Source organism: Streptomyces venezuelae, assembly GCF_008642315.1.
Classification (GTDB): domain Bacteria; phylum Actinomycetota; class Actinomycetes; order Streptomycetales; family Streptomycetaceae; genus Streptomyces; species Streptomyces venezuelae_D.
The window spans coordinates 4,173,774-4,191,845 of the sequence record NZ_CP029192.1; the positions used below are offsets into that span (position 1 = coordinate 4,173,774).

Here is an 18,072-nt window from a genome sequence, read left to right on the forward strand (position 1 = left end):
CCGCTCCTCTTCGGGCCCTAGAGCGCGCAGCCCTCGCTGTCGACCTCTTGGTTGGCGGTGCGGCCCTTCTCGATGTCCTCGCGCACCTCGTCCGCCGTCAGCGCATAGCCGGTGTCCGGGTCGTCGAGGGACTTCGCGAAGACCACGCCGTAGACCTTGCCTTCGGGCGTGAGCAGCGGGCCGCCGGAGTTGCCCTGGCGGACGGTCGCGTAGAGCGAGTACACATCACGGCGCACGGTGCCCCGGTGGTAGATGTCCGGGCCCTTGGCCGTGATGCGACCGCGCACGCGCGCGGGGCGCACGTCGTAGGGCCCGTCCTCGGGGAAGCCCGCGACGATGGCACCCACGCCGCTCGCCGCGTCCTTGGACGTGAACTGCAGGGCGGGCGCCTGGAGCGTGGGCACGTCCAGTACGGCGATGTCGCGCTCCCAGTCGTAGAGGACGACCTTCGCGTCGTAGATCTGGCCCTGGTCGCCTATCTGGACCGTCGGGTCGTCCACGCCGCCGACCACGTGCGCGTTCGTCATCACGCGGCGGTTCGCGAAGACGAAGCCGGTGCCTTCGAGGACCTTGCCGCAACTGCGGGCCTCGCCCCGGACCTTCACGATGGAGCGCTTCGCCTTCGTGGCGACCGCGCTCTTGGCGAGCTTGGGGTCCGGAGGCTTCACCTCCGTGATGGGCTCGTCCGAGAACGGACTGAAGACCTGCGGGAAGCCGTTGCGCGCGAGGACCGAGGAGAAGTCCGTGAACCAGGTGTCGGCCTGTCCCGGCAGGGCACGGTCGACGCCGAGCAGCACCTTGGAGTTGCGGACCTCCTTGCCGAGCGTCGGCAGCGTCGCGCCCGCGAGGAGCGAGCCGATCAGCCAGGCGACGAGGAGCATCGCCACCACGTTCACCAGGGCGCCGCCCGTCGCGTCCAGGGCGCGGGCCGGCTGCCAGGTGATGTATCTGCGGAGCTTGTTGCCGAGGTGCGTGGTGAAGGCCTGTCCGATCGAGGCACAGACGATCACGATGACGACGGCGATCACCGCCGCCGTCGTACTCACCGTGGCCGCGTCGTCGTCGTTCAGCGCGTCCCAGACGATCGGCAGGAGGTAGACGGCGACGAGGCCGCCGCCCAGGAAGCCGATCACCGAGAGGATGCCGACCACGAAGCCCTGGCGGTACCCCACGACCGCGAACCACACGGCGGCGAGCAGCAGCAGGACGTCCAGCATGTTCACCGATTCAATCCTCGCCTCGCATCGCGGTCGCCGTTCCACGCAACCTTGTCATGCGCGCCAGTCGAGCGGGACCTGCCTGCTGCGGTCCCAGGGTCGCTCCCAGCCCGCGAAGTGCAGGATTCTATCGATCACGCCGGCGGTGAATCCCCAGACCAGAGCGGACTCGACGAGGAAGGCGGGGCCGTGGTGACCGCTGGGGTGGACCGCCGTCGCCCGGTTCGCCGGGTCCGTGAGATCTGCCACGGGAACCGTGAAGACCCGGGCTGTCTCGTTGGGATCGACGACGCCGACCGGCGTCGGGGTGCGCCACCAGCCGAGGACGGGGGTCACGACGAAGTCGCTGACGGGGATGAACAGGCGCGGCAGCTCGGCGAAGAGCTGGACGCCCCGGGGGTCGAGGCCCGTCTCCTCCTCGGCCTCGCGCAGCGCGGCACGCAGGGGTCCCTCGCCCTGGGGGTCGCCGTCCTCGGGGTCGAGGGCGCCGCCGGGGAACGAGGGCTGGCCCGCGTGCGAACGGAGGGAGCCCGCGCGCTCCATCAGGAGTATCTCCGGGCCCTTTTCGCCCTCTCCGAAGAGGATCAGTACGGCGGACTGGCGTCCGGCGCCGCTCTCCGGAGGCAGGAAACGGCTCAGCTGGAGCGGCTGGACGGTCTGCGCGGCGTGGACGACCGGGTCGAGCCAGGAGGGCAGCCCCGCGGTGCTGAGCAACTCCTCGTGGGGCTGCCGGCCCCCGTGGGTCGATTGGGTCGTCGATCGGGTCATGTCGCCGTTCTTGGCGTTCGTCGTCTCGCTCGCGTGCGTCATCGGCACCCCCGTCCGTCTCTGGACAACGCTCTTTCCCCTGCCGTTCGTTCCACCCTGCGTCGGTGTGACCTCATCCCGCGGCGAGCGGGGGCGCCGGCTTGCCGGGGTAGTCCGGCGGCGGCTTGAGCCGCTGGCCCGGGAAGCCGCCCATCTCGTACTTCAGCAGCTTCTTCGCCTTCTCCGGGTCGGTCTCCCCCTCCCCGTACGACGGGCAGAGCGGGGCGATCGGGCAGGCGCCGCAGGCGGGCTTGCGGGAGTGGCAGATGCGGCGGCCGTGGAAGATCACGCGGTGCGAGAGCATCGTCCACTCGCTCTTCGGGAAGAGCGCGGCGACCGCGGTCTCGACCTTTACCGGGTCGGTCTCCTCGGTCCACTTCCAGCGTCGCACCAGACGGCCGAAGTGGGTGTCCACGGTGATGCCGGGGACGCCGAACGCGTTGCCCAGCACGACGAACGCGGTCTTGCGGCCCACGCCCGGCAGCTTCACGAGATCGTCTATGCGGCCGGGTACCTCGCCGCCGAAGTCGTCCCGGAGCGCCTTCGCCAGGCCCATGATCGACTTGGTCTTGGCGCGGAAGAAGCCGGTCGGCCTGATCAGCTCCTCGACTTCCTCGGGGACGGCCGCGGCCAGGTCCTCCGGAGTCGGGTACTTGGCGAAGAGGCGCGGGGTCGTCTGGTTCACGCGCAGGTCGGTGGTCTGGGCGGAGAGGACCGTGGCGACCAGGAGCTCGAAGGGGTTCTCGAAGTCCAGCTCCGGGTGCGCGTACGAGTAGACGTCCGCGAGCTCCCGGTTGATCCGCCGGGCGCGGCGGACGAGGGCGGCGTGGGACTCCGGGGGCTTTTTGGCTGCGGGGGCTTTGTTGGCTGCGGCTGCGGTGGCCTTCTTGGCCGCGGGGGCCTTCTTGGCTGCTGCGACCTTCTTGGCCGGGGCGGTGGCCTTCTTGGCTGCTGCGGCCTTCTTGGCCGGGGCGGCGGTCTTCTTGGCGGCTGACTTCGCGGGTGGCGTCGTCGCCGTCGTCGTCTTCGTCGCCGCCGTCTTCGCCGTCGTTTTCGTCGTCTTCTTCGTGCTCACAGGGCCGACCTCATCGCCGGGGACATCAGGGAACCTGTCCGATTTGTCGCTTTGTCAGGGGTGTAGGACGCGTGTTCGCCCACAGCGGAATCACGAGGCGCGGCCACCTGCTCAGCCCCCTCGGCCTGCGCTCTCACCGGCTTTTTGGACACCCCGCCAGCCTAGAGCCCGGCACTGACATTCGTCCTTGGCCCCCGGGATCGGCCCCCAATTGGCCCCCTCCCGCACAGCTTGCGACGCCGGTGCGGCAGACTTGTGACTGATCACACTGTTTGGACCGTCCGGCAAAATGGGGAACACGGACCCCTGATATGCGGGGGAATCAAGATCCCCTGAGCAGGTCGACAAGGAGAGAACTCGTGGACGACGTTCTGCGGCGCGCCCCGCTCTTCGCGGCGCTCGATGACGAGCAGGCCGCGGAGCTCCGCGCCTCCATGAGTGAGGTGACGCTCGCGCGCGGGGATGCTCTTTTCCATGAGGGTGACCCCGGAGACCGCCTTTACGTGGTCACCGAGGGCAAGGTGAAGCTCCACCGCACCTCGCCCGACGGGCGCGAGAACATGCTCGCGGTGCTCGGCCCCGGCGAGCTCATCGGCGAGCTCTCGCTCTTCGACCCGGGCCCGCGGACCGCCACGGCCTCCGCGCTCACCGAGGTGAAGCTGCTCGGCCTGGGCCACGGTGACCTCCAGCCGTGGCTGAACGCCCGGCCCGAGGTGGCCGCGGCGCTGCTGCGCGCCGTCGCCCGGCGCCTGCGCAAGACCAACGACCAGATGTCCGACCTGGTCTTCTCCGACGTGCCCGGGCGTGTGGCCCGCGCGCTGCTCGACCTGTCGCGCCGCTTCGGCGTGCAGTCCGAGGAGGGCATCCACGTCGTGCACGACCTCACGCAGGAAGAGCTGGCCCAGCTGGTCGGCGCCTCCCGCGAGACGGTCAACAAGGCGCTCGCGGACTTCGCGGGCCGCGGCTGGCTGCGGCTCGAGGCCCGCGCCGTGATCCTGCTGGACGTGGAGCGGCTGGCCAAGCGGTCGCGCTGACGCCGTATCTGTACGCGAATGGGTCCCGCCTCTTGGGAGGCGGGACCCATTCGCGTCGTACGAGCGTCGTTCTTGTACGAGCGTTGCTCTTGTACGAGCGTCGTCCGCGCCGCGTCAGATCAGCCCGTGCTCCCGCAGGTAGTCCAGCTGCGCCCTGACCGAGAGCTCCGCCGCCGGCCACAGGGAGCGGTCCACGTCGGCGTACACGTGCGCGACGACGTCGGAGGCCTCCGAGTGACCGTTCTCCACCGCCGTCTCCACCTGGGCGAGCCGCGTGGCGCGGTGGGCCAGATAGAACTCGACGGCCCCCTGTGCGTCCTCCAGGACCGGCCCGTGGCCCGGCAGGACCGTGTGGACGCCGTCGTCGACCGTCAGGGAGCGCAGCCGCCGCAGGGAGTCCAGGTAGTCGCCGAGGCGGCCGTCGGGGTGCGCCACGACCGTGGTGCCCCGGCCGAGGATCGTGTCGCCCGTCAGGACCGCCTGATCCGCGGGCAGGTGGAAGCAGAGCGAGTCCGCGGTGTGGCCCGGGGTCGCGACGACGCGCATCTCCAGGCCTCCCGTGGTGATGACGTCGCCGGGTGCCAGGCCCTCGTCGCCGAGGCGCAGGGCGGGGTCCAGGGCCCGTACAGGGGTACGGGTCAGCTCGGCGAAGCGGGCGGCTCCCTCGGCGTGGTCGGGGTGGCCGTGGGTGAGCAGGGTCAGGGCGACGCGCTTGCCCATCTTCTCGGCCGTCTCGACGACGCGGCTCAGGTGGGCGTCGTCCTGGGGGCCCGGGTCGATGACCACGGCGAGCGGTGAGTCCGGCTCGGACACGATCCAGGTGTTCGTGCCGTCCAGGGTCATCGCGGAGGGGTTGGGCGCGAGAACGTTGACCGCGCGGGCGGTGGCGGGGCCGCTGAGGACCCCGCCGCGGGGCTGCCCGGGGAGGGCGGCGGCATCGGTCATGCGGGGGTGACTCCTGTCTGGGGCGGGCGGGTGCCGAGCGGGGGTTGTCTGTGGCGCCGGGCCATCAGGGCACGTACGGGGTGTCCCCGGGAACCCGTCACCGCTCCCCGCCCGCCCCCACCCGCTTGGTGAACTCGTCGTGCCCCGGCCAGGAGAGCACCAGCGTGTCGTTCTCCAGGCGGGCCTGGGCCAGGACGGGCGTCATGTCCTGGCCCGGGGCGGCGGCGAGGGCCGCGCGGGGCGTCGGGTGGGCGCTCAGGGACCGCAGGGTCGCGATCGTGGGCGGCATCATCAGGAGTTCGCCGTCGTCGTAGCGGGCGGCCGCCTCCGAGGGACGGATCCAGACCGTGCGGTCGGCCTCCGTGGAGGCGTTGCGCGTGCGCTGCCCCTCGGGGAGCGCGGCCACGAAGAAGAACGTGTCGTAGCGCCTGGGCTCGAACTCGGGAGTGATCCAGCGCGCCCACGCGGCGAGCAGGTCACTGCGCAGGTACAGGTTCCGGTGGTCCAGGAACTGCGCGAAGGAGAGTTCGCGGGCCACCAGGGCCTCGCGGTCGGACTCCCAGTCGTCGCCCGTGGTGTCGCCGACGACCGTGTCCGGCGTCCGTCCGGCGAGCAGGACGCCCGCTTCCTCGTACGTCTCGCGGACCGCGGCACAGACGATCGCCTGGGCCTCGTCGTCGACACCGAGGCGGTCCGCCCACGACGCGCGCGTGGGCCCCGCCCAGCGCACCAGCTGGTCGTCGTCGCGCGGGTCGACGCCGCCGCCGGGGTACGCGTACGCGCCTCCGGCGAAGGCCATGGAGGCGCGTCTGCGCAGCATGTGTACTTCCGGCGCGCCGTTCCCCGCCTCGTCGCGCCCGTCCCTGAGCAGCATGACGGTCGCGGCGCGGCGTGGGGTCGCCGGCGTCAGCTCACCGCTCGCGAGGGCGCGGATGCGGTCGGGCCACTCCGGGGGGTACCACTGCCCATTTGCCATGGGCGGAGGCTATCCCCTAGTGAGCTGATGTTCGAGAGGCAACTATCGGCGCCCTGAAGAGGCAACTGATCGGCGCCCCCAGGGGCCCCGGTACACAAGACCGGCGCCCCTGAGCGGCCGAAAACCGGTCACGCCTCGGTCAGTTCCACCTGGAACTCGACCTCGACCGGAGCGTCCAGCGGCAGCACGGCGACACCGACGGCGCTGCGCGCGTGCACGCCCTTGTCCCCGAGGACCTCGCCGAGGAGCTCGCTCGCGCCGTTGATCACGCCGGGCTGGCCCGTGAAGTCCGTGGCCGACGCGACGAAGCCGACGACCTTCACGACGCGCGCGATGCGGTCCAGGTCACCGGCGACCGACTTGATCGCGGCGAGGCCGTTCAGCGCGCAGGTGCGGGCCAGGTCCTTGGCCTCCTCCGGGGTCACCTCGGCGCCGACCTTGCCGGTCACCGCGAGCTTGCCCTCCACCATCGGGAGCTGGCCCGCGGTGTAGACGTACACGCCGGACTGGACGGCCGGCTGGTACGACGCCAGCGGCGGCACGACCTCCGGCAGCGTCAGTCCGAGCTCGGCGAGGCGCGCCTCGACTGCGCCGCTCATGCCTGCTTCTCCCGCTTCAGGTAGGCCACGAGCTGCTCGGGGTTGTTCGGCCCGGGCACGACCTGGACCAGCTCCCAGCCGTCCTCGCCCCAGGTGTCCAGAATCTGCTTCGTGGCGTGGACGAGCAGAGGCACGGTTGCGTATTCCCACTTGGTCATATGGCCGACTGTAGTCGCTGTGAGGCACTGCTCAGGGTGGGCTCCTGCGTGGTCCGGGCGGCGACTGGTTAGGCTCGGAAGGGTGAGCAGGCTCCAGGTCGTCAGTGGCAAGGGCGGTACCGGCAAGACCACGGTGGCCGCGGCCCTCGCGCTCGCCCTCGCGACGGAGGGCAAACGCACCCTCCTCGTGGAGGTCGAGGGCAGGCAGGGCATCGCGCAGCTCTTCGAAACCGAAGCGCTGCCCTATGAGGAGCGGAAGATCGCCGTCGCTCCAGGGGGCGGGGAGGTGTATGCCCTCGCCATCGACCCCGAGCTCGCGCTGCTCGACTACCTCCAGATGTTCTACAAACTGGGGGGAGCGGGACGCGCCCTGAAGAAGCTCGGGGCCATCGACTTCGCCACCACCATCGCGCCCGGACTTCGGGACGTGCTGCTGACCGGCAAGGCCTGTGAGGCCGTGCGCCGCAAGGACAAGCGCGGCCGGTACACGTACGACTGCGTCGTGATGGACGCCCCGCCGACCGGTCGCATCACGCGCTTCCTCAACGTGAACGACGAGGTCGCCGGGCTCGCGAAGATCGGGCCGATACACAATCAGGCGCAAGCCGTCATGCGGGTCCTGAAGTCCCCGGAGACGGCGGTCCACCTGGTGTCCCTGCTCGAGGAGATGCCCGTCCAGGAGACCGCGGACGGGATCGCCGAGCTGCGGGCCGCGCAGCTGCCCGTGGGCCGCGTCATCGTCAACATGGTGCGCCCGGCCCTGCTGGGCGACGCCTCCCTGGAACTGGGTCTCGACCGCACGCCCCGTACGGCCATCGCCAAGACGCTCTCCGCCGCGGGACTCGGCGGGGCGCGGCGCGGCGGGGGCGCGGAGCGGCTGGTCGACCCGCTCCTGGAACAGGCCGCGGAGTACGCCGAGCGGTATGCCCTGGAGCGCGACCAGCGCGCCCAGCTGACCGAGTTCGGCCAGCCGCTGCACGAACTGCCGCTGCTCGCGGGCGGCATGGACCTCGCGGGACTGTACGAGCTCGCCACGGCACTGCGGAAGCAGGGGATCTCATGACCAGGGACCGCACGACCAGGGACCGGACGCCCCAGGAACCGGCACGCACCCTGGCCCCCGAACGCACGCTCGACGTGGACGCGCTGATCGACGACCCGAAGACCCGCATCGTTGTCTGCTGCGGCTCCGGAGGCGTCGGCAAGACGACCACGGCCGCCGCCATCGGGCTGCGTGCGGCGGAGCGGGGCCGCAAGGTCGTCGTGCTCACGATCGACCCGGCGCGCAGGCTCGCGCAGTCCATGGGCATCGACTCGCTCGACAACGTCCCGCGTCGGGTCAAGGCCATTGAACCCGTCGAGACGGCCGACGGCTCCGACAGCACCGGCGAACTGCACGCCATGATGCTCGACATGAAGCGCACCTTCGACGAGATCGTCGAGGCGCACACGGACAAGGAGCGCGCGAAGGCGATCCTCAACAACCCCTTCTACCAGTCGCTCTCCGCGGGCTTCGCCGGCACCCAGGAGTACATGGCGATGGAGAAGCTGGGGCAGCTGCGGTCCCGCGACGAGTGGGACCTGATCGTCGTGGACACGCCGCCGTCGCGCTCCGCGCTGGACTTCCTCGACGCCCCCAAGCGCCTCGGCTCCTTCCTGGACGGGAAGCTGATCCGGCTCCTGATGGCGCCGGCGAAGGTGGGCGGCCGGGCAGGCATGAAGTTCCTGAACGCCGGCATGTCGATGATGACGGGGGCCCTCGGCAAGCTGCTCGGCGGCCAGCTCCTGCGTGACGTACAGATGTTCGTGACGGCCATGGACAGCATGTTCGGCGGTTTCCGTACGCGGGCCGATGCCACGTACCGACTGCTGCAGGCGCCCGGCACGGCGTTCCTCGTGGTCGCGTCGCCGGAGCGGGACGCGCTGCGGGAAGCGGCGTACTTCGTGGAGCGCCTGGCCGCGGACGACATGCCGCTCGCGGGTCTCGTGCTCAACCGTGTGCACGGCAGCGGCGCCGCTCAGCTGTCGGCCGAGCGGGCGCTGGCCGCCGCGGAAAATCTTGAGGAGAGCGGCATTGTGGATCAGGAGGACGGGAAGGTAGCTGTTCGTAACTCCCCCGAGAATGACGCGACTTCAGAGAATCCCGCGCCGTCCGACGCAGCGAACTCCACGCCCTCCGAGGATCCCGATCCCTCCGGGAACCTCGCCCCGTCCGGGGACCACGATCCATCCGAGGACCCCGATCCCTCCGGGGGCCCCGAACCCTCCGTCGAGCAGCTGACCGCGGGTCTGTTGCGGCTGCACGCGGAGCGCATGCAGCTGCTCGACCGTGAGCAGCGCACGCGTAACCGTTTCACCGCTCTCCACCCCGAGGTGGCGGTGGCCGAAGTGGCCGCGCTGCCCGGTGATGTGCATGACCTTGCGGGGCTCCGGGCCGTAGGGGACCGGCTTGCAGGCTGACGGAACGTGGGGTTCATCGGCCCGGATGCCCGAATGCCCGGCTGCGGGGCGCGGGGCCCCGCCCGTCGGTGCTCGTCGGTTCGTCTCGCCCCGGCGGTCTACCCGACCGCCGCGTAGCTCTCGTACGTCTCCTCGTCCTCCAAGTCCACGGGCAGCAGGCCCGCGCCGCGCTCGTACTCGGAGCGCGCAGTCTCCAGGAGCCTGCGCCATGAGGTGACGGTGGGACGCCTGCGCAGCAGTGCGCGGCGCTCTCGCTCCGTCATGCCACCCCACACGCCGAACTCGACGCGATTGTCCAGCGCGTCGGCCAGGCACTCGGTCCGCACCGGACATCCGGTGCACACCGCCTTGGCCCTGTTCTGCGCTGCTCCTTGAACGAACAGTTCATCCGGATCGGTAGTGCGGCAGGCCGCCTGCGCACTCCAGTCGGTTACCCAGCCCATACCGGCGCCGTCCTCTCCCGAATCGAGGCTCCCCCACGGCGGCAGCGGCATATGCACCGCCGCCAGTTGAGGACGTTACGGAAGGTGGGCACAGCGCAACACCCCCTTCGGGCCCAATCTTGAATGGCCCGAACGGACTATGCGTAAGCGGCAGATCACCCGACGGAGTGAGCGGGCGACATCCGTGAGGAACCCGGCATTCCGGGACAGTTCAGTTGAGTCACAACGGACGCCGGACGCCACATAAGGCGAATTCGGACATGGATCCGTCGGATCTGGGAGCGAGCAGGGCTTGTTGCCGAAACGCTCTGCTGTGACAGTTGGGAGCAGCTTAGGCCAAGGCATTAAGGCCTGTCCGGCGAATCAGAACGTAGGCTGCCCTCATGGGAAAGAAGCGCTCGGGCGGTGGTCTGTCACCTACACAGCAGGCCGCGAAGTTCCTCGGAGTCAGCGTTCTGGCGGGTGCGGTGCTCGCCGGGATCGCCCTGCCCGCCTTCGGGGCGCTGGGCCTCGCGGCCAAGGGCTCGGTCGAGGGGTTCGACGAGATCCCCGCCAACCTGAAGCAGCCGCCGCTCAGTCAGCGCACGAGCATTCTGGACAACAAGGGCGGTCAGATCGCCACGGTCTACTCGCGTGACCGCACGGTCGTCCCGCTCAAGGACATCTCGCCGTACATGCAGAAGGCGATCGTCGCGATCGAGGACGCCCGCTTCTACGAGCACGGCGCCGTCGACCTCAAGGGCATCCTGCGCGCGCTCAACCAGAACGCGCAGAGCGGCGGCGTCTCGCAGGGCGCGTCCACGCTCACGCAGCAGTACGTGAAGAACGTGTTCGTCGAGGAGGCCGGCGACGACCCGACGAAGGTCGCCGAGGCCACGCAGCAGACGATCGGCCGCAAGGTCCGCGAGCTGAAGTACGCGATCCAGGTCGAGGAGGAGCTCGGCAAGAAGCGGATCCTCAAGAACTACCTGAACATCACCTACTTCGGACAGCAGGCGTACGGCATCGAGGCCGCCTCCCAGCGGTACTTCTCCAAGCACGCCAAGGACCTGGAGGTCCAGGAGGCCGCGCTCCTGGCCGGCATCGTGCAGTCGCCCAGCCGGTACGACCCGGTGAACGACGCGGCCGAGGCCACCAAGCGGCGCAACGTCGTGCTGCAGCGGATGGCCGAGACGCACGACATCACGCAGGCCGAGGCCGACGCGGCCAAGAAGACCGACCTCGGGCTGAACGTGAGCCGCCCCAAGAACGGCTGCATCACCTCGGTCAAGGGCGCCGGGTTCTTCTGTGACTACGTGCGCGAGGTCTTCCTCAACGATCCGGTCTTCGGCAAGACGAAGGAGGACCGGGCCAAGGTCTGGAACCGCGGCGGCCTGAAGGTCCACACGACCCTGGACCCGCAGGCGCAGGACTCGGTGCAGGCGTCGATCAAGAATCACGTGAACAAGACCGACGACGTGGCGACCGCCGCCGCCATCGTCGAGCCGGGCACGGGCAAGATCCGCGGCATGGGCCAGTCCCGTCCGTACGGCTTCAAGAAGGACGAGACCACGATCAACCTCTCCGTGGACGACTCCATGGGAGGCGGCGCGGGGTACCAGCCCGGTTCGACGTTCAAGCCGATCGTCGCCGCGGCGGCCCTGGAGGGCGGCAAGTCGGCGGGGCAGAGCTACTCGTCCCCGTACGAGATGCCGTACCCGGAGCGGGTCTCCGCCTGTGGCGGCAAGCAGTGGGTGAACTCGGGCGGCGACAAGCTGACCAACGAGAACGAGTCCGAGGTCGGTCCGTACGGCATGCGGGAAGCGACCGCGAAGTCGGTCAACACCTACTACGTGCAGCTCATCGGCGACATCGGCATCTGCCCGGTGACGCAGCTCGCCGCGAAGATGGGCGTCGAGCGCGCCGACGGCAAGAAGATGGACCAGGCGCCGTCGATCGCCCTCGGCACGCAGGAGATGTCGCCGCTGACGATGGCGGGCGCGTACGCGACGTTCGCCTCGCGCGGCACGTACTGCACGCCGATCGCCATCGAGTCGATCGCCACGCTCGGCGGCAAGTCGCTGCCGGTCCCGAAGTCGACGTGCTCGCGCGCCATGTCGGAGAAGACCGCCGACACCATCAACACGCTGCTCAAGGGCGTGGTCGAGGACGGTACGGGCAAGCAGGCCGGTCTCGGCTCCCGCGCGAGCGCGGGCAAGACGGGTACGACGGACTACCGCTACGCCGCCTGGTTCGTGGGCTACACCCCGAACCTGTCGGGCGCGGTCTGGGTCGGCGACCCGATGCACAAGCGGCGCATGGTCGACATCACCATCGGCGGCGTCCCCTACGGCAAGGTCTTCGGTGGCGAGGTGCCGGGTCCGATCTGGCGCGACGCGATGACCGGCGCGCTCGCGGGCAAGCCGGCGCCGAACTTCAGGACCGTCCACATCCCCGGCGGGGACAAGGACAAGGACGAGGACCACGGCGGCGATGGCGGCCACGACGACGGCAGGCCCGGTGACGGGGGCGGTCTCGGCGGTGGCGGCAACGGCGGAGGCAATGGCGGCGGTGGCGGGGGCGGGAACCCCTGGCCCGACATCTCGATCCCGCCGGGTGTGCTGGGCGGGAACGGGAACGGTGGGAACGGGAACGGTTTCGGGGGCGGGATCGGTGGGGGCTGGCGGAGGTAGCCGTAGCCTCGGCCGACTCGACGGCTGTACGTGAGTGCCGACTCGACGGCTGTACGTGAATGAGGGCGCCCCCTGAGACAGGGGGCGCCCTCATCGTCGTACTGACTGAATCGACACTCAGCCCGCGAGGAGCTTCTTCACCGTGGCGGCGACGCGGCCGCCCTCGGCGAGGCCCGCGACCTTCGGGTTCACGATCTTCATGACCTGGCCCATGGCGCGCGGCCCCTCGGCACCGGCGGCCTTGGCCTCGGCGACGGCCTGGGCGACGATGTCCTGGAGCTCGTCGTCGGAGAGCTGCTTCGGCAGGTACTCGGCGAGGATCTCGCCCTCCGCCTTCTCCTTCGCCGCCTGCTCGGCACGGCCGCCCTCGGCGAAGGCCTCAGCCGCCTCACGGCGCTTCTTGGCCTCGCGGGCGATCACCTTCTGCACCTCGTCGTCGGAGAGCTCACGGGCCGTCTTGCCCGCGACCTCCTCCTTCGTGATCGCGGTGAGGGTCAGCCGGAGCGTCGAGGAGCGCAGCTCGTCGCGCCCCCGGATCGCGGCGGTGAGGTCTTCGTGCAGCTTCGACTTGAGCGTGGTCATGCGTTGATTGTGGCAGGTGCGGACGATTCTCCGCCCATCGATTTCTCCGGGGCGGATTCCCTTGGGGCGCGGGCGGGTTGCTCGGAGGCCGCCCCGCGAGCACTGCCGTCCGGGTCTGAGACGATGGGGTGATGCGCGCGCGATACGCAGTACCCCTGGGCATCACGGCGACGGCCGCGGCCGGTCTCGCCTATTCGGTGGGCGTCGAGCCCCGTTCCTTCCGGCTGAGGCGGGTGACGGTGCCCGTGCTGCCGCCGGGGATGCGTTCCCTGCGGGTCCTCCAGGTCTCCGACATCCACATGGTGTCCGGGCAGCGCAAGAAGCAGCGGTGGCTGCGCTCGCTGGCGGGCCTGCGGCCCGACATCGTGATCAACACGGGCGACAACCTGTCCGACCCGGAGGGCGTCCCGGAGACGCTGGACGCCCTCGGACCGCTGATGGAGTTCCCCGGGGCGTACGTCTTCGGTTCCAACGACTACTACGGCCCCAAGCCGCGCAACCCCGGCCGCTACCTCATCGAGAAGGTGCAGGGCAGGCACGGTCTGAACGGCAACGCGCCGGCCGTGGGCGTTCCGCGCAACCCCTGGGAGGGCCTGCGCGACGGTTTCGACGCGGCGGGCTGGGTGAACCTCACGAACACGCGGGGCGCGCTGAAGATCGACGGTTACGAGATCGCGTTCACGGGCCTGGACGACCCGCACATCAAGCGGGACCGGTACGCGGAGGTGGCGGGCGGCCCGGACTCCGGGGCGGACTTCTCGATGGGCATCGTGCACGCCCCGTACCTGCGGTCGCTGGACGCCTTCACGGCCGACGGCTACCCGCTGATCCTCGCCGGGCACACGCACGGCGGGCAGCTCTGCATCCCCTTCTACGGTGCCTTGGTCACCAACTGCGACCTGGACACGGACCGCGTGAAGGGCCTCTCCCGGCACGAGTCCGAGGGGCGGACGTCGTACCTCCACGTGTCGGCGGGGTGCGGGGCGAACCGCTACACGCCGATGCGGTTCGCGTGCCCGCCGGAGGCGACGCTGCTGACGCTGACGGCGCGGGACTGAGGACGGTCCACTCCACGCACGGAAGGCACACTTCCGGCATCCATGCCTACGGTGGAGGCATGATCGCGCCGACTCCATCGAGGGACAGGAACGGGACCAGGAACAGGGCCAGGACCCGGGGCAAAGGCCGCGGTACGAGCGGGGGTGTCCCGGTCGAGGCGGTCGTACCCCCGGTCCGCCGGCCCTTCGTGGCCGTCTTCCGTGCGCTGATCGTGCTCGCCGCGGTGACCGGGGTCGTCATCGACCTGGTCATCGGGGACCCGCTGCGCGTCCTCAGCTACTTCACGGTCCAGAGCAACGTGCTGGTGGCGGTGGTCCTCTCCTTCGCCGCGTGGCGCTCGTGGAAGGGCCGCCCGCCCCTCCCCCCATGGCTGACGGCCGGCACGCTGCTCTTCATCACGATCACGGGCCTCGTCTACCACTTCGTCCTGGCCAACGACGCGAGCGGCTTCTCGATGACGGAGGGGGCCGCGGCGCTGTCGGGCTGGCACTCGGCGTCCAACCAGCTCCTGCACACGGTGACGCCGGTCGGCGTGGCCCTCGACTGGCTCCTGCTGACCGGGCCGGGCGGCCTGCGCCTGCGCCACGCGGGCCTGTGGCTGCTCTACCCCCTCGCCTACCTGGCCTTCGCCCTGACCCGCGGCGCGCTCATGTCCCCGGGCCCGATGTCCCGCTACCCCTACCCGTTCCTCGACGTCGACCTGCACGGCTACACCGGCGTCCTCGGCAACGCCGTGATCTTCGGCCTGGCCTTCTACGCCCTGGCCCTCCTGATCGTCGGCCTCGACCGCGTCCGCCCGGTCCCGAGGGCCCCCGGGAGCGGCCCTCCGAAAACCGGATTTCGTCTCCGGCCGCCGGTCCGCTAAAGTAATCGATGTCGCCACGACCTGCCCGCCAGGCCAGTGGAACAACGACATCGGGGTGTAGCGCAGCTTGGCAGCGCGCTTCGTTCGGGACGAAGAGGTCGTGGGTTCAAATCCCGCCACCCCGACAGCTGAAACACCAGGTCAGGGGCCTGATCCGCTTTGCGGGTCGGGTCCCTGGCCTGTTTCTGGTTCCCTCTCGGGAGCCGTTGGGGAGTCGGCTTCGGGCCCCCGCTACGGAAGGGCATGACGCAATACGCGACTCCACATGGATGCGTACTGGCGCCACAGCGGTCCGGTGACGTAGGGGAGGCCGTAGCGGTCGCAGATCTCCCTGACCCGCGGTGCCATTTGGGCGTAGCGGTTGCTGGGCAGGTCGGGGAAGAGGTGATGCTCGATCTGGTGGCTGAGGTTGCCGGTGAGGAGGTGCAGCAGCGGGCCTCCTTCGATGTTCGCGGAGCCCTGGATCTGGCGCAGGTACCACTCGCCGCGTGTCTCGCCGTCCAACTGGTCCTCCGTGAAGGTTTGCACGTCGCCTGGGAAGTGGCCGCAGAATATGACTGTGTGCGCCCAGATGTTGCGGGCGCCGTTGGCCGTGAGCGTGCCCAGGAGACAGGGCAGCGCGGACGGGCCGGCGAGGAGCGGAAACAGGACGTAGTCCTTGGCCGCCTGGCGCACCGCCTTCCGTGTCACGCCCGATGCGTCGCGGACAAAGGCGCGTACGCTCTTACGACCCTGCGCCACGGCCTCGGCCTCCAGGTCGTACAGGGCGATGCCCCACTCGAAGACGGGGGCGAGCAGGGCGGTGTACAGGGGCTGGAGCAGATGGGCGGGGCGCCAGGGCTGGTCCGGGCTCATGCGCAGGATCGTGTAGCCGAGGTCCCGGTCGCGGCCGACGACGTTGGTGTAGGTGTGGTGCAGGTGGTTGTGGGTGCGCTTCCAGGCGTCGGCAGGGGCGGCGAAGTCCCACTCCCAGGTGGTGGAGTGGACTGCCGGGTCGCCCAGCCAGTCCCATTGGCCGTGCAGGATGTTGTGGCCCAGCTCCATGTTCTCCAGCGTCTTGGCGACCGCGAGCAGGGCGGTGCCCGCCGCCCAGGCGGGCGGGAAGAGGGAGACGGCGAGCGCGAGGCGGCCGCCGGCTTCGCAGCCGCGCTGCACGGCGATCACCGTACGGATGTAGCGGGCGTCGTCCGGTCCACGGGCCGCCACGATCTCGTCGCGGAGCCGGTCCAGCTCCCGGCCCAGTTGTTCGGCGCGGTCGGCGTGCGACGCCACGGGCGGCGGAGTTCCGTCGGCTCCGGCGGCAGCCGCTGTGGGCATCGACATGGGTACGGGCATGGGACTCTCCTCGCAGGCTCTGGTCCTCACAGGTCGAGGACGAGCGGCCCTGCGGCACCGTTGACGCAGGTCTGGATCAACTCGCCCGGTTCACCTCTCAGTTCACCGTTCCGCAGATCGCGCACGCGGCCGTCGAGGAGCGGGACGAGGCAGCCGAAGCACAGGCCGCGGCGGCACCCGTGGGGCATGGGCACACCCGCCGATTCACCGACGGCCAGGAGGGGCGACGCTGCCGCCGCGTCCGCCTCCACGGCGCTGCGGTCGAACCGCACCCGGCCGCCGACCGCATCGGCCCTCGGCGCCCGCACGGGTGCCAGGTGGAAACGCTCCACCCGCAGCTGTTCCCGCACTCCCGCCGCGGCCCAATGCCCCTCGGCCATGTCGAGGAGCCCGGACGGACCACATGCCCAGGTTTCCCGGCGGTGCCAGTCCGGGCAGAGTTCGCCGATCCGCTCCGTGGTGAGCCGGCCCTCCGTACGCGTATACGTCAGGCGGACGCTCAGCCAGGGCAACCGGCTTTCCAACGCGGCCAGTTCGGCGTGGAAGAGGCACTCGTCCGGTGACGGCGCGCTGTGCAGGAGCAGGGTGTCCGGAGCCGCACCGCCGTGCCGTGCGAGCGTGCGCAGCATCCCCACGACGGGCGTGACACCACTGCCCGCCGTCACGAAGAGGAGTCGGCCGGGCAGCGGCCGGGGCAGCACGAACTCTCCCTGTGCCGGGCCGAGTCGGAGCACGGAGCCGGGTGCGGTGCGGTGCACCAGGTGCGGGGACACCCGGCCGTCGCGACGGGCCTTCACGGTGACGGTGATCTCACCGCCGGGTCCGCCGCCGGGGCTGCGGCCGGGCGGCGAGGTGATCGAGTACGTACGCCAGTGCCGTACGCCGTCGATCTCGACCCCGAGCGGCAGGTACTGCCCGGCCCGGTGACCGTTCCAGCCCCTGCCCGGCCGGATCACCAGTGTGGCCGCGCCGGGTGCCTCCCGCCGCACGGCGCTCACCCGGCCCGCGGGATGCCGCGCCGACCACAGCGGATCGATCAGGCCGAGATAGTCGTCGGGCGTGAGCGGACTGGTCAGCCAGGACAAGGCCGTCAGCGTGGCCCGGGTGCCGGGCCGCAACGCTCCCGGCGACAGCCATGGACGTACGGACATGCGGGTGGCCCTCCCCTCACGGCCTCTGGACCCGGCACCGAGCGAAACACACCGCGCGCCGGACCACACCGCCGCACGGCACGCTTTGCGCCGCCCCTCGCACGGCCCCTGTCAGGCGGGACGCGCCGGTGCCCAGCGTGCGACGCCGCCGACGCGCCCGAGAATGGCCCGATGGCGAGGGGGTCGGCCTCTCACGGACCGGAACCGCGCGTGTCGGCGTCGCGGGTCCGGCCGCTCTCAGGGCCGCGACCGGGGAATCGCCACGGGGGGTTCCGACGCCACGACGCTGCCTGCTCCCGTCACACTCTCCATGATCGGCTTCGCGGCCTCCTCCGTCGCATCCGGCGGGACGACGAGCAGATCCCAGCGCCCATGACCGGGGGCGAGAAGGACGACGGTGTGCGCTGCCGTGGCCGTCAGGCTCCGGCGCAGACGGACGACCTGACCGGCGACGAACATCCGGCCCGGCGTCGGCGTCCACACCGCGCCGTTGAGCACGACGCTCGTGATGTGCCCCCAGGAGCGGGGCAACCCGGCCAGCAGACAGGGGAGTTCGGCCAGCAGATCATACGAGCGCGGCCACCATGCTCCATCGATGGCGCGGGGCCCGCCGGCATGGGGCGCCAGGCGCAGGCGGAGCAGGGACGGGGAGGGAAGGAGGGGTGGCGGTGTGAGAGTCATGGGTGCGGCTCCT

General features: G+C 70.6%; 18 protein-coding genes and 1 tRNA gene. 7 read left to right on the forward strand and 12 right to left on the reverse strand.

What is annotated here, in order from left to right; translation table 11 throughout:
- Nucleotides 1-17: 17 nt before the first annotated feature.
- From DEJ48_RS17880 to nth, 3 genes are all read right to left on the reverse strand, one after another.
- Nucleotides 18-1,223 (reverse strand): MarP family serine protease, encoded by a 1,206-nt coding sequence (locus DEJ48_RS17880; protein WP_150217159.1) that lies wholly within the window; start codon nucleotides 1,221-1,223, stop codon nucleotides 18-20.
- 48 nt (nucleotides 1,224-1,271) lie between these two features.
- Complete coding sequence (locus tag DEJ48_RS17885) at nucleotides 1,272-1,985, reverse strand: NUDIX hydrolase (protein ID WP_150221242.1); 714 nt, start codon at nucleotides 1,983-1,985, stop codon at nucleotides 1,272-1,274.
- A gap of 112 nt (nucleotides 1,986-2,097) precedes the next feature.
- Nucleotides 2,098-3,099 (reverse strand): endonuclease III, encoded by a 1,002-nt coding sequence (gene nth, locus DEJ48_RS17890; protein WP_150217160.1) that lies wholly within the window; start codon nucleotides 3,097-3,099, stop codon nucleotides 2,098-2,100.
- A gap of 359 nt (nucleotides 3,100-3,458) precedes the next feature.
- Between nth and DEJ48_RS17895 the strand changes: the two genes are divergently transcribed.
- Nucleotides 3,459-4,133 (forward strand): Crp/Fnr family transcriptional regulator, encoded by a 675-nt coding sequence (locus DEJ48_RS17895; RefSeq protein ID WP_016642758.1) that lies wholly within the window; start codon nucleotides 3,459-3,461, stop codon nucleotides 4,131-4,133.
- Between the two features lie 114 nt (nucleotides 4,134-4,247).
- Here DEJ48_RS17895 and DEJ48_RS17900 read toward each other — a convergent pair whose 3' ends face one another.
- From DEJ48_RS17900 to DEJ48_RS17915, 4 genes are all read right to left on the reverse strand, one after another.
- On the reverse strand, nucleotides 4,248-5,078 hold the full coding sequence (locus DEJ48_RS17900) for an MBL fold metallo-hydrolase (protein WP_150217161.1): 831 nt from the start codon (nucleotides 5,076-5,078) through the stop codon (nucleotides 4,248-4,250).
- Between the two features lie 97 nt (nucleotides 5,079-5,175).
- Nucleotides 5,176-6,054 (reverse strand): NUDIX hydrolase, encoded by an 879-nt coding sequence (locus tag DEJ48_RS17905; protein ID WP_150217162.1) that lies wholly within the window; start codon nucleotides 6,052-6,054, stop codon nucleotides 5,176-5,178.
- A 128-nt stretch (nucleotides 6,055-6,182) separates the two neighbouring features.
- Nucleotides 6,183-6,653 (reverse strand): RidA family protein, encoded by a 471-nt coding sequence (locus DEJ48_RS17910; RefSeq protein ID WP_150217163.1) that lies wholly within the window; start codon nucleotides 6,651-6,653, stop codon nucleotides 6,183-6,185.
- Nucleotides 6,650-6,811: a DUF4177 domain-containing protein gene (locus tag DEJ48_RS17915; protein ID WP_003975360.1), complete on the reverse strand. Its 162-nt coding sequence runs from the start codon at nucleotides 6,809-6,811 to the stop codon at nucleotides 6,650-6,652. The genes DEJ48_RS17910 and DEJ48_RS17915 overlap by 4 nt, the downstream gene beginning before the upstream one ends.
- 82 nt (nucleotides 6,812-6,893) lie before the next feature.
- Between DEJ48_RS17915 and DEJ48_RS17920 the strand changes: the two genes are divergently transcribed.
- Nucleotides 6,894-7,874, forward strand: a complete 981-nt coding sequence (locus DEJ48_RS17920; RefSeq protein ID WP_150217164.1) for an ArsA family ATPase — start codon at nucleotides 6,894-6,896, stop codon at nucleotides 7,872-7,874.
- Complete coding sequence (locus DEJ48_RS17925; protein ID WP_150217165.1) at nucleotides 7,871-9,271, forward strand: ArsA family ATPase; 1,401 nt, start codon at nucleotides 7,871-7,873, stop codon at nucleotides 9,269-9,271. Before DEJ48_RS17920 ends, DEJ48_RS17925 begins: the two co-directional genes overlap by 4 nt.
- Before the next feature lie 98 nt (nucleotides 9,272-9,369).
- On the opposite strand, the gene DEJ48_RS17930 is transcribed toward DEJ48_RS17925, so the two are convergent.
- Nucleotides 9,370-9,714 carry a WhiB family transcriptional regulator gene (locus DEJ48_RS17930; protein ID WP_030782081.1) on the reverse strand — a complete coding sequence of 115 codons (345 nt, stop codon included), beginning with the start codon at nucleotides 9,712-9,714 and terminating at the stop codon, nucleotides 9,370-9,372.
- 383 nt (nucleotides 9,715-10,097) lie between these two features.
- Here DEJ48_RS17930 and DEJ48_RS17940 point away from each other — a divergent pair, with 383 nt between their 5' ends.
- Nucleotides 10,098-12,386, forward strand: coding sequence for a transglycosylase domain-containing protein (locus DEJ48_RS17940; protein WP_150217166.1), 2,289 nt, complete (start codon nucleotides 10,098-10,100; stop codon nucleotides 12,384-12,386).
- A gap of 117 nt (nucleotides 12,387-12,503) precedes the next feature.
- Here DEJ48_RS17940 and DEJ48_RS17945 read toward each other — a convergent pair whose 3' ends face one another.
- Nucleotides 12,504-12,968, reverse strand: a complete 465-nt coding sequence (locus tag DEJ48_RS17945; protein ID WP_150185357.1) for a GatB/YqeY domain-containing protein — start codon at nucleotides 12,966-12,968, stop codon at nucleotides 12,504-12,506.
- Nucleotides 12,969-13,099: 131 nt separating this feature from the next.
- On the opposite strand from DEJ48_RS17945, the gene DEJ48_RS17950 reads away from it, so the two are divergent.
- From DEJ48_RS17950 to DEJ48_RS17960, 3 genes are all read left to right on the forward strand, one after another.
- Nucleotides 13,100-14,026 carry a metallophosphoesterase gene (locus DEJ48_RS17950; RefSeq protein ID WP_150217167.1) on the forward strand — a complete coding sequence of 309 codons (927 nt, stop codon included), beginning with the start codon at nucleotides 13,100-13,102 and terminating at the stop codon, nucleotides 14,024-14,026.
- A gap of 59 nt (nucleotides 14,027-14,085) precedes the next feature.
- Complete coding sequence (locus DEJ48_RS17955; RefSeq protein WP_190537464.1) at nucleotides 14,086-14,892, forward strand: Pr6Pr family membrane protein; 807 nt, start codon at nucleotides 14,086-14,088, stop codon at nucleotides 14,890-14,892.
- A 51-nt stretch (nucleotides 14,893-14,943) separates the two neighbouring features.
- Nucleotides 14,944-15,017: transfer RNA gene (locus DEJ48_RS17960), tRNA-Pro, on the forward strand.
- Between the two features lie 106 nt (nucleotides 15,018-15,123).
- Here DEJ48_RS17960 and DEJ48_RS17965 read toward each other — a convergent pair.
- The 3 genes from DEJ48_RS17965 to DEJ48_RS17975 all read right to left on the reverse strand — a co-directional run bounded on the left by DEJ48_RS17965 (nucleotide 15,124) and on the right by DEJ48_RS17975 (nucleotide 18,059).
- Nucleotides 15,124-16,209, reverse strand: a complete 1,086-nt coding sequence (locus tag DEJ48_RS17965) for a fatty acid desaturase family protein (RefSeq protein WP_150221243.1) — start codon at nucleotides 16,207-16,209, stop codon at nucleotides 15,124-15,126.
- Between the two features lie 44 nt (nucleotides 16,210-16,253).
- Nucleotides 16,254-17,378: a ferredoxin reductase gene (locus DEJ48_RS17970; RefSeq protein WP_150217168.1), complete on the reverse strand. Its 1,125-nt coding sequence runs from the start codon at nucleotides 17,376-17,378 to the stop codon at nucleotides 16,254-16,256.
- Between the two features lie 237 nt (nucleotides 17,379-17,615).
- Nucleotides 17,616-18,059 (reverse strand): DUF5994 family protein, encoded by a 444-nt coding sequence (locus DEJ48_RS17975; protein ID WP_150217169.1) that lies wholly within the window; start codon nucleotides 18,057-18,059, stop codon nucleotides 17,616-17,618.
- Between the last annotated feature and the right edge of the window lie 13 nt (nucleotides 18,060-18,072).

Bases quoted from the DNA above. Each gene is read 5' to 3' on its own strand.
- DEJ48_RS17885 (WP_150221242.1), bottom strand. From the start codon at position 1,985: ATGACCCGATCGACGACCCAATCGACCCACGGGGGCCGGCAGCCCCAC.
- DEJ48_RS17900 (WP_150217161.1), bottom strand. From the start codon at position 5,078: ATGACCGATGCCGCCGCCCTCCCCGGGCAGCCCCGCGGCGGGGTCCTC.
- DEJ48_RS17905 (WP_150217162.1), bottom strand. From the start codon at position 6,054: ATGGCAAATGGGCAGTGGTACCCCCCGGAGTGGCCCGACCGCATCCGC.
- DEJ48_RS17910 (WP_150217163.1), bottom strand. From the start codon at position 6,653: ATGAGCGGCGCAGTCGAGGCGCGCCTCGCCGAGCTCGGACTGACGCTG.
- DEJ48_RS17915 (WP_003975360.1), bottom strand. From the start codon at position 6,811: ATGACCAAGTGGGAATACGCAACCGTGCCTCTGCTCGTCCACGCCACG.
- DEJ48_RS17925 (WP_150217165.1), top strand. From the start codon at position 7,871: ATGACCAGGGACCGCACGACCAGGGACCGGACGCCCCAGGAACCGGCA.
- DEJ48_RS17930 (WP_030782081.1), bottom strand. From the start codon at position 9,714: ATGGGCTGGGTAACCGACTGGAGTGCGCAGGCGGCCTGCCGCACTACC.
- DEJ48_RS17940 (WP_150217166.1), top strand. From the start codon at position 10,098: ATGGGAAAGAAGCGCTCGGGCGGTGGTCTGTCACCTACACAGCAGGCC.
- DEJ48_RS17945 (WP_150185357.1), bottom strand. From the start codon at position 12,968: ATGACCACGCTCAAGTCGAAGCTGCACGAAGACCTCACCGCCGCGATC.
- DEJ48_RS17950 (WP_150217167.1), top strand. From the start codon at position 13,100: ATGCGCGCGCGATACGCAGTACCCCTGGGCATCACGGCGACGGCCGCG.
- DEJ48_RS17955 (WP_190537464.1), top strand. From the start codon at position 14,086: ATGATCGCGCCGACTCCATCGAGGGACAGGAACGGGACCAGGAACAGG.
- DEJ48_RS17965 (WP_150221243.1), bottom strand. From the start codon at position 16,209: ATGCCCACAGCGGCTGCCGCCGGAGCCGACGGAACTCCGCCGCCCGTG.
- DEJ48_RS17970 (WP_150217168.1), bottom strand. From the start codon at position 17,378: ATGTCCGTACGTCCATGGCTGTCGCCGGGAGCGTTGCGGCCCGGCACC.
- DEJ48_RS17975 (WP_150217169.1), bottom strand. From the start codon at position 18,059: ATGACTCTCACACCGCCACCCCTCCTTCCCTCCCCGTCCCTGCTCCGC.